This window comes from Microseira sp. BLCC-F43 (genome assembly GCF_041929235.1).
Lineage (GTDB): Bacteria > Cyanobacteriota > Cyanobacteriia > Cyanobacteriales > Aerosakkonemataceae > Microseira.
Genome location: NZ_JBHFNP010000260.1, coordinates 1 through 16475 on the forward strand (window position 1 = coordinate 1; position 16475 = coordinate 16475).

Below are 16475 nucleotides of genomic sequence, written 5' to 3' on the forward strand. Positions count from 1 at the left end.
GCCATTATCAAGGGGGGATGGGGGCACACCCCCCTTGTCAAGGGGGGATGGGGGGGATCTGCCATTATCAAGGGGGGATGGGGGCACACCCCCCTTGTCAAGGGGGGATGGGGGGGATCTCCAAAGCGCAGTTGATTAGGAACTATTAATTGTCCTTCCCGATCGAACTGGAATACGCCATCTGCATTGCCTCGAAACAAACAAATCCAAGCCGCCACATTTCCAGTATGATTCACAATCAAATCGCATCGGGAAACTAAATGAGTGACTGCCAAAAGAGTTTTGCCAAATTCAAATTTATCAACCTCTAAAAGATTGGGATTTGCGTGTAAAACTCTTCCCCCACCTGTCACTGGCATTTCTTCAAAAAAGAAACACCTCTCGTTAAAATAGTTGACAAACAAATCCCGAACTTGTTTTTGATCGGTTTGGATTAATATTTTGCGTTCTGGATGCTGCTGTAACAGCTTCTCAGCTAGATTCAAATAGGCGTTGGGAGCGGCTAATAGGACTTCTGTATATTTGTCAGTGCCTCGATAGCAGACTGCTATTGTTTTTGACAAATCTATCTGATACTTGGCAATTAAAGCATCTTGGATATCTAAAATAGATTGGCTCAAATTGAAGTATTTTTGAACGATTAAGTTGTAGCTGGCAAAATCATACTTTTTATAAATGCCATGATGGTCGTGTTTTGAAAGTTGGCGATTTATTTCAATTTTTTGGTCAGTGCGACTTGTGAAATAATTAGGATACAGATCGGTTTTGTTTTGGATTTGCTCTGGATTTCTGTAGGCGATAAACTCATCGGACAAGTCTATTTTATCTGGTATAATATTTAGATTGCATAAATCGATCAATCCCCAAAAACAGCCTGAAAGAATAGAGAAAAAGCCGTTAGCTGGGTTATTCCGGCTACAAGAGAGCGTTTTGGTGATTTCTGAATAATAATTACCCAAACCTAAGCTGAGTGCATTGGCATCTTTTTGATAGATTTGCATGGCATATTGCCAATCTTTCAGGCGTTGCTTGGCAAACCACAATCGGCGTTGTACTTGAGGACTATGGAAGGGTTTTTGAACTACCGATTCGAGTAGGGATACCGACTTATGGGGGGAAAAGTAAGAACTGAATGTGCGGCTGTTTTCGTAGGTTTCTAAAATGCTAACGAAAAGCCAATCTGACAGATTATTGTTGCATGGCTGATTGTCAAATTGCTGGCTTACAGGTAAAAAAGGCTCGTCTATTACGATAGATTGACCAGAACTAAAAGTGGCGACCAATTCTTGGAGTATTTGGACGCTGACTTGTCGATGTCCTAACTCTGCTGCAATTCGCGCCAAGGTACAACGTCGAGGGAAAGATGATTTAGCGCGAACAGCTTGCTCAAGACATTCAAAGGAATGTTGTAATGCTGCAAACTGCTTTGTCGGTGAAATGTTAGTTGTTTTAGCTATAAAAAAGTAATTGAGTCCTTCCAGGTAAAATTGATTGTCAGGATGGGAATTGAGGGCATATTTTTGCCACTGACTGAGGAAGGGAATGGAATAATTTAATCTGGCGATCGCATCTATCCAATAATCTCGCTTCGGCATCTCTGACTTGTCCGACACTTCCCTGACAAGCAGTTTGCGTTCGGCTAATTGTCGCGATCGATCTGGTTTGCAAGCAAACAGGTTTAACTGATAGCCAGCAACTGGCTGACTCACATCCAAAGGCACTAAATATCCTATACCGGGGACGAAGCGGTAAATGTCATAACCGAGATCCTGAAATAGCCCGATGAGCGACAGGTTATTCTGTTTACCATGGGCGAATTCAAACATAATCAAAGGAGACTGCTCGGTAAAAAAGCGTCCACCCCCTGCGAGGATTTTGGCTTCTTCTCCCTCTGCATCTAACTTGATAAAGTCGATTGATTGCCAGTTTCGCTTTGCTAATTCTCCATCTAGGGTTAGCAGTTGAATTGTTTCTTGTAGTTGTTGAGAACTGCTTTGTTGTAGGGAATTTAGTTCGCTGTTCGCTGACAGGAAGAAAGTCGCTTGCTCCTGGCGATCTGATAAACCTGCGTTGACGATTTGTACAGTATTTAGTGCATTCGCTTCTACCCCTTTTTGCAGTAGCGAAACAACTGAACTGGCTGGTTCGTATGCAGTGATTTGCCCTTGTCCTTGGAGTAACTTAGCGATAGTCAGGGTGTAAACTCCATGATTCGCGCCAATATCTAGGATGTGCATTCCTGGGATAATTAGCTGGCGAATAAATGCCATCTCTGCTTCAAACCAATCTCCTTGCTCTAACAAGATATAAGTTGTCAGACTGGTGAGATCGTTTTTCACGCAAACTTTAACATCTCCTGCGATCGCAACTAACCGTTCGTCAGGTTCGAGTAGGGTTTGGTCACAAAAACGCCGCCACATTGTCCGATAAACTTCTTCTAAAGAACGGGCAATCAAACTAGCATTAGTTAGCGGTGCTGCTTGCATTCTACTACGCAGGTTTGCCCGTAGTTCCTGTAGTCGCGCCTTGTTGTTTGCTAGAGCGATCGCTTTTTGAATATACTCTTGGGGAGATTGAGCGATCGCTTCTTCCAAACCCACTGATGATAACAGACTCACTCCAACCCGCGACACATGAGTTTGACCCGCTTGGGTAATAACTGGCACCCCCATCCACATCGCTTCGCAAGTAGTGGTTGTACCATGATAGGGAAAAGTATCGAGGGCAATATCCACCCGTTCGTACAATGCCAAATGTTGGTTTTTATCAGGCAACCAACCAATCAGTTCAACCCGATTCTCTTCAATTCCGTGCTGTTGAAAAAGTCCATGCACGTATGCACAAGTGTCAGGGTCAACCAGTGGTTTATATTTAATTATCATGCGGCTGTTAGGTACAGCTTTAAGAATTTCTGCCCAACAGCTAATTAGTTGTGGGTTAACCTTCGCTAAGTTGTTAAAGCAACCAAAAGTAATCTGTCCGGTTTGTAAAACTGGCGGTGGACTAACATCGGGACAATCTGCTGAAGGCAAATAGCACAAAAAACCGTGAGGTAGACGTATTAATTGCTCGATGTGCAGGTGTTCCGTCTCTCCCTGCGGATCGGCGCAAGCATCCGTAATTCGATAATCTATGGTGTCGAGTCCAGTGGTGTTGGGATAGCCAATATAAGTGACTTGCACGGGTGCAGGTTTGCGGGCAAATACTAACAAGCGGTTGTCCTTAGTATGACCAGACAAATCAACCAGAATATCAATTTTATCTTGGCGTACAAGTTCAGCTACTTGCTCATTGTCGAGGGCATAAATTTCGCGCCACCCATCGGCAAGTTGCCGCAACCGTTGTGTAGTGGCATCAATTTTTGAGTTATTGACGTAGCAAATAACCTCAAAATCTTTGCGGTTGCGATTTGCGAGTAAGGGTTCAAAGAAATAAGCCACCGAATGAGTTTTAAAGTCGCCCGAAACGTAGCCAATCCGAAGGCGACGTTCCCGATTTCGATTATTATCGTGGGGCGCAATAACTTTTGCCAATCTATCTGCATGGAGTGCAGCCCATTGCCTATGTTCGGCATAAATTGCTGATAAATCATAGTCGCTGCTGTAATGCAAGCCAAACAGCAAATTTTGGTAAGCCAAGACATCACTAGGATTAATTTCGATAGCGCGTTGAAACAACTCAATTGCCTGTTTTAATTTCCCTTGCGATTGAAAAGCTCCTCCCAAATTGTTGTAGGTTTGGTATTGGTTGGGTTCCAGTTGTAGAGCTTTTTGGAAAGACTGAATTGCCTCTGTTAACTTGCCTTGCATTTGCAGAACGGTTCCCAAATTGGCATAAGCATCGGCATAGTTAGATTTGAGCTGTAGGGCGCGTTGATAGGATTCGACTGCCTCAACGAGTTGTCCTTGACTGTGGAGAATCTTCCCCAGATGACAATGTGCTTCGGCATAGTCAGGTTGTAGCTGAATCGCCTGCTGACAATATTCAAATGCTGGCGATAACTGCCTTTGCTTCTCCAATGTAATGCTGAGATTTAAGTAAGCTTCGGCATAGTTCGGTTGCAGTTTAATCGCTTTTTGGTAAGCTGCGATCGCTTCCTGAAATTGCCCAATTTCTTGGTAAATCAGACCAATATTGTTATGTGCTTTAAAGAAGTTTGGTTGGAGTTGGATTACCTTTTGATAACAATCCAGTGCTTGAGTAAAATGCTGTTGCTTTTGATAGACACTACCAAGGCTGTTATAAAAATTGGCAGCATTTGAATTTAGCTTAATTCCCCGATTAATTCGTTCAATCGCAGTTGGATATTGTTCCTGTTGGTAGGCGATTACTCCCAGTAAATGCCAAGCATCAGCATGATTCGGTTGCCATTGCAACACTTGTTGATAACAAGTTTCCGCTTCTGCTAATCGCCCAGATTGGTGATGCTCAATACCTAAGTCAAGTTGCTTTTCGATTTGCTCAAAACTAATAACCAATGATTCCCCATTGAGAATTATTTTTTCCTTTGCAATCAGGTTGGTAATAAAATCCCAAGCTTTTTGGGCGCTTGCCTGCCAAGACCAACGTTCTCTTACATCGACTGAAGATGTCAAAAATTTCTCTTGGTAATGGCTGTAATTCTCATATACCTCCCTCATCTTTTTTCTCAAGGTATTTGTATTTGGCAAAGCCCACATTCCATAGTCTTTATCTGCTCGCTGGAAAAACAGCCCATCCACAGGAATAGTATAGTAGTCTAATAAAATTGCATTGTTCTCATTGGCATACTCTGTAACGCCACTATAATTTGTCACGATAGTAGGTTTCCCAAGTGCCATCGATTCCAAAATAGGTAGTCCCCACCCTTCTGCTTTTGTCGGGAAGACACCACAATGGCAAGCTGCCATAGTTTGTGCAAGTTGTTCATGGGTTATCCCTTTTGAGACATACAAGAACTTGTTATAATTCCGCAACCACAGATGTTGGACGAATGTTTGCAGATTAAATTTAGGAATAAAAGGATTTTCTGCTGCCAAGACTAAGAAAACATTTGGATTGTTATGGAATTCTAAATCGAATGCAACAATTAAGTCTTGCGTACCTTTACGAGGTTCGCATTTTCCAGTGTTGAAAAATTTAAAGCCATTCATTTTTGATAAATCAGCATGGGGTTGCTGCTGGGGATTAAAACTTTTAGGATCTACCCCTAATGGAATCACAAATACTTGTTCGGAATTCAATCCATTTTGGATGAATATCTCTCTTCCCCAGTTACTAGCAGTCCATACATAATCGCAATGTTTTAAGGGTTCAATCCAATCATCAGGAAGCTTAGTAGATTCCCAATAAGTATAGGCAATCTTTAATCCAGGAAATAAACGTAAATATTGCCAACACTGACTTCCGTATGAAATGCAAATATTGATAATATTAGCTGAATCTTGGATTCCCAGCAGCAGCTTTCGATTCTTTTCTAATTCTTTATCATCATTGATCTGACTTTTAATAACAGTAACATTTTTGCCATAAACCACCTTTTCTAATGCCTTGGTGAACTCACGGGCATGAATGTTATAGCCTGTATCTCCTTGGAAATAAGATATAACGTGAATATAGAGGTGTTTCATATCAAAATTACCCTGAGACTGATTTATTCGATATTTTTGCTTCTACGGGAAAAATAGGCGATTCTCCCTTCAAAACATCTTTAAGTTTCTCCTTCACCTGTTGGAAGGCACTCGCCCAATCGCCTGGACTTGTTTGGCGGAACAATCCCATGGTGGGATACCAAGGGGTATCTTGGCGCTCTAAAAGCCAACGCCAGTCGGGGACAAAGGGCAGTAAAACCCACACAGGTTTACCCATTGCTCCCGCTAGATGAGCTACGGCTGTATCAACGGTAATGACTAAATCCAACTGCTCAATCGCACAAGCGGTATCCACAAAATCTTTGAGTAGCAGACTCAAATCGCAAACGCGCTGATGATTTAGCCAAGGCTGAATTTGGGAAGCATCTTCTCCGACTTGCAGACTATAGAGAGATATATCACCCAAATTAAGCAAGTCCATAAACAACTCAGGTGTACAGGATTTTTGGCGATAAAGTTGGGCGTTGAGCTTACCAGTTGCCCAGACAATCCCAATGCGGTACGAATGGGATGAGGGCAGAATATAGCCGCGCAATGGGTGAGGTGGAAAAATGTAGGGCGTACAGTTAGGAATCGTATCCAGACTCGTTTTGAAAATACGGGGCAAGCTGATTAAAGAAACATGGCAATCGTAGTTATAAACATTACAGTGGCTTGATTCTACGACCTCAAATTGTCCTTTTAGGCATTCCCGAAATAGAGAAACTAACGCCGGATGAGTACTGAGGATAACTCTTGCACCTTGCTCTCGCAACTTTGGGGCATAACGGACAAACTGAATCGCATCTCCCAGTCCTTGTTCGTTGCCGAGAACGATGGATTTACCTTCAAGTGGCGCTCCATCCCACATCGGGACTTTCAGTTGTTTGAAGTTGTTAAATTGTTGGGTTTTAAAGCGCCATTCATACTCTAAAAGACCTTGCTGAAAATCACCCAGCAACAGCAATGCGAGTCCCCTACTTAAATGAGCATCAATATAGTTGGAATTAAGTTGAATCGCTTGCTCGAAGCACTGGATGGCTTGAGTTAATTGCCCTCGATCTTTGTAGACACGACCGAGATTATAATGAGCTACAGCACAGTCGGGTTGAAATTGAATCGCCTCCTGGTAGGATGCGATCGCTAACTCAAATTCTCCTTTCAATTGATAGGCAATGCCAGAGTTGAGCATGGCTTCAGGCAATCCTTGTTTCTTGTAAGCCATGCCTAAGTTCTTGTAAGCATCCACATAATCAGCTTGGAGTTCAAGTGCTTTCTGATAGCATTCAATCGCTTGAGATAACTGCCCAGACTCTTGATAGGCATTCCCCAGGTTGTGATAGAAACTAGGAGATTGTGAATTGAGTGAAATCGCTTTCTTGATTCGTTCAATAGCAGTTTCATGTTGGCCCATTTGAGCAGCAATTACGCCTAGTAAATGCCAAGCATTGGCGTTTTCGGGTTGCTGTTGTAACACTTGTTGATAACACGCTACTGCTTCTGGCAGTCGTCCAGATTGGTGATGTTCGATGGCTAGGTCAAGTTGCTTGGCGATTTCGATAGGATCTGGAGTTGAATAAAAGTAAGCCAGGATATTTTTATGATGTTTTTCAAAAAAGTAAGCTGGCTTTTCAGAACTCAGGTATTTCCAAGAAGCATGAAGTCCTACCGAATTTGGAGAAAACCAGGTTTCTGTCACAAACTTTCGCGCCACTTCTAGTAGACCAGGATTGGTCTCTATATCCTTGTATACATGGTAGGAAAAATACAAATCTTCAGGACAATCACTGTTATCTGGATATCGGCGACAAATATCGAGCATGATTTGTCTATTACGAATTGACAAGCCTCCATTGCCAAAACCTACTGGACATCGTTCTTCGACTGGTAAACTTACATTTCGAGTAATTTCATAGCTATCTCGTTGCACTGGTAATCTTCGTTCGCCGTCGAAATGAAAGAAATAAAATTGTTCTTGAATCTCTTCTTGTAACCACGGATCGCCCAGATAAGGATACTCAAAAAAACGAGGGTCTAGAGGTTCTGTCAGTATGGTATCAGTTTGAAAGATTAATATTTTTTCGGCGGGAATTCTTTCCCAAAACGAGGGGGTTTTCAGCAATCTTGAATAACCCATGTTGTCTAGTTTGGATACTTCAGGCAAAATAACGATTCTGACATTCTCAATATCTTTGACAACATCTTGAACAAAATCAACATTAGATGCCGAACAAAAAATTTGTAATCCTACTTCATCTGGCGTCAATAAAAGGGTATTTTTAATCGCCAAAGCCAGCAGCGGATGGGCGCGATTTTCAACAATAACAGCCATATACTGACTTTCTTTTGGCAGAGAGCGAGGCTGCCAATTTTTCAGATATTTTTCATAAATATATTGACAATGCCACTCAAAATGCTGAGTCCGATAATCGACGCAACAGTCGAGGACTTTTGGTAACTGAGCCTGCTTATAGGCAATGCTTAGATTTAATTTTGCTTCGGTAAATTCAGGTTGGAGTCGAAGTGCTTTTTGGTAACACTTAATTGCTTGCTGAAACTGCCCTTGCTCTTGGTAAGCATTGCCAAGGTTGCTGTAGAAAGTAGCCGTTCCTGGCTGCAATTCAATCGCCCGATTGATGCGTTCAATCGCAGTTTGATATTGTCCTTGTTGAGATGCAATAACGCCTAACAGATGCCAAGCATCCGCATGATTCGGTTGCCACTGCAAAATTTGTTGATAGCAAACTTCTGCTGCTGGCAATTGCCCAGACTGATGATATTTGATTCCCAATTCAATCTGCTGTTGAATTTGGTCATAAATTGTCTGTTCGGAACCCTCCAGCTTGACCATTTCAACTAGGGATTGTTCGCAAAAACGTCGCCACATCGCCCGGTAAGCTTCTTCTAAAGAACGGGTAATTAGACTAGCATTGGTAAGGGGTGCTACTTGCATCCGGTGGCGTAGGTTGGCTCGCAGTTCTTGCAATTGTTCTTTATTGTTAGCCAAATCAACTGCTTTTTGAATATATTCTTCAGATGATGCAGCAATCAACGCTTCTAAACCAACTGAAGAAAGCAGACTTACCCCAACCCGCGAGACATGGGTTTGTCCCGCTTGGGTAATTACCGGCACACCCATCCACATCGCTTCACAGGTAGTAGTTGTGCCGTGATAAGGAAAGGTATCTAAAGCAATATCCACCTGGTTGTAGAGGTCTAAATGTTGAGTTTGATTGGCTAGCCAACCAATGAGTTGGACGCGATCGCGCTCAATCCCGTATTGTTGAAATAGCCCATGCAAGTATGCACAATTGTCAGAATCAACTAGCGGCTTAGATTTAATTATCAAGCGACTGTTAGGCACAGATTGAAGAATTTTCGCCCACCAACCAATCAGTTCTGGATTGACCTTTGCTAAGTTATTAAAACACCCGAAAGTAATCTGGTTGCTTTTCAACACAGGTGGTGGACTGACATCGGGACACTTGCTAGCAGGAAGATAGCACAAAAAACCATGAGGTAAACGCACCAATTGTTCGGCGTGTAGATGTTCCGTCTCTCCCTGTGGATCTGCCCAAGCATCAGTCAGGCGATAATCAATAGTATCGAGTCCAGTCGTGCTGGGATAGCCAAGATAAGTGACTTGAACGGGTGCAGGTTTGCGCGCGAATACCAATAACCGATTGTCCATAGTGTGACCAGACAAATCGACCAGGATGTCAATTTTGTCTTGGCGGATTAGTTCAGCAACTTGTGCGTCGTTCAGCGTATAAATCTCGCGCCAGCCATCAGCAATTTGCCGCAACCTTTGCGTCGTAGCATCGATAGTTGAGTTGTTGGCGTAGCAGATAACCTCAAAATCGCGCTCGTTGCGATTAGCAAGTAAGGGTTCAAAGAAATAGGCAACCGAATGAGTTTTAAAATCCCCCGAAACATAGCCAATACGCAGGCGACGTTCTGGAGTGAGATTATTATCGTAAGGCGCAATCTCTTCTGCTAATAATTTTGCATGGCGTTCGGCCCATTTTCGGTGTTCCGCATAAATCTCTGATGGCTCATAGTCGCAACTGTAATACAACAAGCTGAACATCAGATCGTGGTGAGCCACATCATAATTCGGAGCGATTTGCAAGGCGCGTTGGTAAGATTGCACCGCTTCTCTGGGTTTAACTTGCTTTGAGTAAATTCGGCCTAATTGGCAGTAGGCATCAGCATATTCAGGTTGCAGTTGAATCGCTTTTTGACAGCAAGCGATCGCTTGGGTTAACTGCGTCTGTTTATCATAGGTAATGCTGAGATTTAAGTAAGCTTCAGCATAGTTTGGTTGCAGTTGAATCGCTTGCTGATAAGATGCGATCGCTTCCGGCAATTTCCCACTTTCTTGGTAAACCAAACCAATATTGTTATGCGCTTTAAAAAAGTTATGTTCAAGTTGGATTACCTTTTGATAGCAATCCAATGCTCGATCAAATTGACGGATTTTATGATAGATACTACCAAGACTATTATAAAAATTTGCAGCATTTGAATTTAGATCAATTGCTCGATTAATCTGTTCTATCGCCGTTAAATATTCCTCCTGTTGGTAGGCGATAACCCCCAGCAAATGCCAAGCATCCGGATGATTGGGTCGCCACTGCAACACCTGTTCATAGCAAGCTTGTGCTTGAGCAAATCGTCCCGCTTGGTGATGCGCGATGCCTAAATCAAGCTGCTGTTCGATCAATTGTGCCGATAGCTGAATATCTCTTGTGGGATGGGCATCCTGCCCGTCCGCTGCTATTTCTGTAACAGGTTTAACAAAATCAAGCTGCTGTTCAATCAATTGTGCCGATAGCTGAATATTTCTTGTGGGATGGGCATCCTGTTTGTCCGCTGCTATTTTTTCAACAGGTTTAACATCTTTCTGAACCACATTTAAGAGAAAATCTTCCCAGGATATAATCGGTTTAAGATCCCCATACAACTTCTGCTTATTTTCAGCAATTTGCTGGGATATAAATTGACGATATTGGGAATCTTGACCCAGACGAACTGCAATTTTGACATAATCATCTTTCCTCGTTGCAATTGTCTGTTCAATCCCCATCATTTTAAGGATAGCCAGCGTATGCCGCCCTCGCATCAAGTCTCCTGGCAAAGTCACAATAGGAATATTATAAGCAGTCGATTCCATCGTCGTATTGTTACCCGACCAACCAATGCTATCGAGGAAAACATCTGCGAGCGCGATCGCGCCAGCATAGGTGCTACCATCCAAATAAGGCAAAAATATACAATAGTCTTGATAATCCAGTCCAAACTCCTCAAAAGCGCGGTTCAGACGCTGACGAAAGACTTCGGTTACATATTTACCTTTTCTGTACTCAATAAATACAAACTTAGCCCCAGCAACCTCCTGAGCAATTCTGGGAAAAACATCATCATGTTGCGGCAAATATTTCTGTAAAGTTTGGCAGCACCAAAACATAATGTCATCATTTTTCAGCCCGATATCCGCCTTATTCATTGCTTTCAGCGGGGTCTCTAAGGGTGTATAATGAATCGCTAAATTAGGCAATATAACTAACTTTTCACTGTAGTGTTCTTGACCATTTTCTGGTTCCATTAAGTCGCTACTCAAGTGATAATCAATCGTTGGCATTCCGCTCGTTTCAGGATGACCGCCAAATACCACTTGAATCGGAGCCAATCTTAAACAACCCAGCTTAATCGTTATCGGTTCCATACCGAATTCAGGAAAAATCAGGACATGTAACTTGTCCTGTGAAATCATCTCACACCATTTTTCTACAGACAGATTTTTATGAATAAATTTGTCAAAAACTTGAGCCGCCCTAGCAGTTTCCTCATCCTGTTTCCAGCCAGTATGATAGCCAAATAATTCAAACCGATTTCTATCCAGATTTTCCACCCAACCTTTAAGCGGAATTTTCCAAACAGAATGGCGATAAAAACATCCCGAAACAAATCCCACTCGCACTTTTTCATCGGGTGCTAACGCAGGAAGAGGCAGGGGTTGCGACCATTGGGGATAACGACTTGACATCAGCTGACAAATCATTTCCCCATAAATCTGCTGCAAATCCCGGTCATTTAAACCTTGATAAGCTAAAAAGTAGGGCTGTAATGAACCAACCGCATCAGCCGCATTTTCTCGCTCTTTTTGTGAAGCTGTTTGATAGAAACGAGCTAGACTTTCAAGATGTTGCTGATAACGTTCTCGTCTGAGACTAATTTCATCAAAATTGGCATAAATTATAGGCAAATGACTCATACAAATGCCAAATTTAGCATGGGCATAGTCAGGCTTAAATTGTAAGGCACGTTGGTAGGATGCGATCGCTGCCTCTAACTTACCTTGGTCTTGCAGCGCCAGACCTAAATGATAATGAACATAAGCATAGTCTGGTTTTAATTCTAGGGCGCGTTGGTAGGATGCGATCGCTGCCTCTAGTTCCCCCTTATCTTGTAGCGCCAGACCTAAATTGTAATGGGCATTCGTATAGTCTGGTTTTAATTCTAGGGCGCGTTGGTAGGATGCGATCGCTGCTTCTAACTTCCTTTGCTCTTTGAGGACATTTCCCAGATTATTGTGCGCTTCTGGTAAATTAGGATTGAGATTTATTGCGTGCTGGTAAGACTCAATCGCTGCTGCTAAATTCCCTTGATCTTGCAAAACATTTCCCAAATTAAGATGAGCTTCAGAAGCTTCAGGATTGAGTTGTAGCGCACGTTGATAAGATTGAACTGCTGCTGCTAAATTCCCTTGCCCTTGAAAGGCCAGACCCAAATGATTGTAAAACCCAGCATCTCCTGAGTTCTGCTTAATTGCTCGTTGAATGAGTTCTATTGCAGTTAAATATTCTTGCTGTTGGTAGGCGATGACACCCAACAAATGCCAAGCATCTGCATCATTAGGTTGCCACTGCAACACCTGTTGATAACAAGCTTCTGCCGCTTGCAGTTGCCCAGATTGATGATATTGGATTCCCAATCGAATCTGCTGCTGAATTTTGGTAGGATTTATTTGTTGACTAGCGAGCGCATCCCCTCTTCCCCACTCACCGGCAGAATTGCGACTCTGGGAATTAGACTTTTGCTTAGATTTTTTCCCCTCAGCTTTGCTCATAGCAATCTTGTTAGTATCGATCTGAATCGTACCAGACAATGCTTTGACTGCTTCCACAGCAAAAATAGGAGATTGTCCTTTTAGCACCTCTGCAAGTTTCTCCTTTACTTGCTGGAAAACACTCCCCCAATCTCCCAGACTCGATTGGCGCAATAGCCGCATTGTCGGATACCAAGGACTATCCTGACAATGTAACTGCCAGCGCCAATCCGGTATAAAAGGTAATAAAACCCATACAGGTTTACCCATCGCACCCACCAAGTGCGCCACAGCGGTATCTATAGTAATAACTAAATCTAACTGCTCAATCAAGCAAACAGTATCAACAAAATCACGAATTAAAGGGCTTAAATCCCAGACGCGCCGATTGTCAAGCCAAGGCTGAATTTTAACAGCATCTACTCCCACTTGCCAACTATAAAGCGTTACATCGCCAATATCAAGCAAGTCAATAAACCATTCAGGAGAACAGGACTTCTTACGGTAATCAGGATTTTTAATTTGCCCTGCCCAAACAATGCCAATGCGGTAACCAGAAGATAAGGGTAGAAGACAATCAGAACGCAGCGGCTGAGGGGGAAAAATATAAGGAACAGAGTTAGGAATATTATCTAAATTAGTTTGAAAAATCCCTGGTAAACTCATCATCGAAGCTTGGCAGTCATAAGCATAGATATCGCAATTGTTTTTTTCTATCACCTCAAATTCGCCTGCCAAACATTCCCGAAACAGAGAAACCAAAGCCGGATGAGTGCAAAGAGTAACCAATCCTCCCTGCTTTTGCAGCTGCTGGGCATAGCGAACAAATTGAATCTCATCCCCCAATCCTTGTTCGTTCCAGAGAACGATAGATTTGCCCGCAATTTCAGAACCATCCCACATCGGAGTTTTAGGTTTAAACCGGCTAATTATTTGGGTTTCAAATCGCCATTCATACTCTAAAAACCCCCGCTGAAACTCACCTAACAAAAGTAAAGCGTGTCCCCTATTGTAATGAGCATCGGCATAGTCAGGTTGGAGTTGAATTGCTTTGTCAAAACAATCAATAGCTGCCTGAAACTGGCCTTGTTCCTTATAGACATTACCCAGATTGCTATAAGCTGAAGTATAGTCAGCTTGGAGCGCGATCGCTTTCTGAAAACAATCGATAGCTGCCTGAAACTGCCCTTGTTCCTTATAGACATTACCCAGATTGTTATAAGCTGGGGCATAATCAGCCTCAAATTGAATTGCTTTGAGGAAACAATCAATAGCTGCTTGAAACTGCCCCTGTTCTAAATAGAGATTACCCAAATTATTATAAGCCGCAGTATAGTCATGTTTGAATTCAATTGCCTTTTGATAATGCTGTAGCGCGTTAATCCAATTCCCTTGATTTTGATAAATAATCCCCAAATTGTAATGGGCATGAACGTGATGCGGTTTTTGTTGCAGCACTTGTTGAAAACAAAGTGAAGCTGCTTGCAGTTCCCCTTTTTGGTAAAACTCTATACCCAATTGAAACTGATTTTGAACTTGAGCGTGGTCTGTTGTTGACATAACAATTCCAGCGAATTGCAGTTGGTTGAATTACAGACAATCAATATTCATCTCTATTCATCTGTCGTTAAAACCTCCTACTGATAACAAGCGTTTCACAAAGCAGATTACCCGTGAAACGCTTGTTTTAGACGAGATTCGGAGCAGATGTAATTTGCTGATTCTACCCAACTTCAGGCAGAATCAGCGCGCCCCAAATTAGAACAGCGATCGCCCAGAAGTTGAATTGAGGAATTGATCTTTGAACAGATTTTTCTCCTCTAAATCCAGGGGCAGATGCCGTTCCCCAACACCTAGAGTTTCACCCATCGCATCGTGGTCGTAACCCAGGATATGCCCGAATTCGTGAGTCACAGCTGAGAAGAGATCGACGCGGTTAGGAGCGACGCCATCCAGCGATCCAGACCAACCATAACCACTTGCATCATCATCGATCGTCACCGTTGAGCCATCAGTTGTACCCAACAACGTGCCACCCAGATCGCCAATCAGCACATCGGTGTTCTTCAGTTTGTTCAAACTTTGTTGGTCGGCACCTTGTTTCGCCCAGTAATCAATCGCCGCACCCACAACTGGCGTAAGTTCCGCTTGGGTCAGCCTCGCACCACCAACGGTTGAAGCACCTTGGAGCTTCAGCGGGAATTTGTACTGCAAGGTGATTCCTTTGGAGTCAGTCTCCTCAAAGAAGCCGTCATTGCCGACATCGGTCTTGAAATTGTACTTCACCGTCGGATTCGACGTGCCCACATTGATGCCCTTCACAGTTGACGTGTCGTATTTCACCCCAATTACATATAGAGAGCCTATTGTCGCGGGTGTGAAATTGACTGTCACGTCGCCGTTGACAATACTGATCTGATTGTTGTTCAGTTGTTGCTGTACGCAGGTATCAGCGGCGTCGATGATGCCATTGTTGTTGACATCGTTGACCCGATAGAGCTTGACGTCGTTCTTGGTGGCGTCGAAATTCCATCGGTTAACGTTACTACTGTTGTTGTTCTGGTCGATGAAGACGGTGAGTTGGTCCGGCGCAGTACCCGCATCTGAGCCATCAAACCCCTTGATGGTATTTGAAAGACCCGTGTAGTAGAAGAACACGCCTGGGTTCGTTTGGTTAATCAAACCGCCTTGGGTACTGTATTGGACGACTCCCCCCTGAGAGGCATAGAACTGGCTGAAGTCAGGTGCCGTACCTTGGATGTACTGGTCACAGGTCACCCCTGTGGGAGCAATTTGACCGACATCAGCAGTGCCAAAGTAAGAACTGGAGTCAGTATTGGTGACTGTAGTACTGCCAATGCTACCACTCGCCGTACCGATGTTGTTGTAGCTACCAGCCACAGCGGTGCCAGAGGCTGTATAGCTCCAACTTTCACCAGGATTCAACCGGCCATCGCCGTTAGTATCCCCACTCTGATAAGTCGCGTTGAAGTCGTCAGCCGTATTAGTTGGCGTGCCGTTGTTATCACTGACAGTGACGTTGGAGAGACTCACGTTACCCGGATTGGTCACCGTATATCGCCAACTGATGGGCTGACCTGCTACAACACCAGTCAATCCGTCGCCTGTTTGAGTTCCGTAAACCGTTACCTTGTCGATATTGATCGCAGGATTCTGCTTAACCGGCACTGAAGTAGAAGCGCTTTCCGACCCAGTCTGGGCACTATCAGCCGAAGCAGTATTGAGCAGATTGCCGCCAGCATCCAGGTTAGCTTGGGTGACGGTGTAGGAACCTGTATAAGTCCAGGTTTCGTTGACATCCAGCTTGCTGTCGCTGTCGAGGTCGCCACTACTGTAGGCCAGATTCGCCAGCAGATTGTCGGTTACCGTCACGCCAGTCAGAGTCGTGTTACCGTTGTTGTCCACCGTAATGGCATACCGGACAACATCTCCAACTTGGTCAACGGTAGTACCACCAGCAGTGCCATTGGGATTGGTGATGCTGCTGACCGTCTTAGTAATGTCAAGGTCGGGTCGTTGATTCACCGGCACCGAGGCGGAGGCACTTTCCGAACCAGTTTGGTTGCTATCGGCGATCGCTGTATTCGGAATCGGGTTGCCATTGTCAATATCAGCTTGGGTGACGGTGTAGGAACCTGTATAAGTCCAGGTTTCGTCCACATCCAATTTGCTGTCGCTGTTGAGGTCGCCAGAAGGCCCGGTTAAACTGCCCAATTTCGGGTCGCTGACGGTGA

3 protein-coding genes are annotated in these 16475 nt (G+C 43.7%); all 3 read right to left on the reverse strand.

Annotated features, from left to right (window positions below; all coding sequences use genetic code 11):
* Positions 1-5609, reverse strand: a 5609-nt coding sequence (locus ACE1CM_RS34605) for an FkbM family methyltransferase (protein ID WP_374883426.1), incomplete at its 3' end; no start/stop codon positions are given.
* Between the two features lie 7 nt (positions 5610-5616).
* Entirely contained in the window at positions 5617-14280 is an 8664-nt protein-coding gene (locus ACE1CM_RS34610) for a DUF5672 family protein (RefSeq protein WP_374883428.1), read from the reverse strand.
* A 198-nt stretch (positions 14281-14478) separates the two neighbouring features.
* A partial coding sequence (locus tag ACE1CM_RS34615) for a hypothetical protein (protein WP_374883429.1) occupies positions 14479-16475 on the reverse strand: 1997 nt, incomplete at its 5' end.

What these genes read in the sequence shown, in the direction of transcription:
- ACE1CM_RS34610 (WP_374883428.1), bottom strand. Translation starts at nt 14,280, where the DNA reads ATGTCAACAACAGACCACGCTCAAGTTCAAAATCAGTTTCAATTGGGT.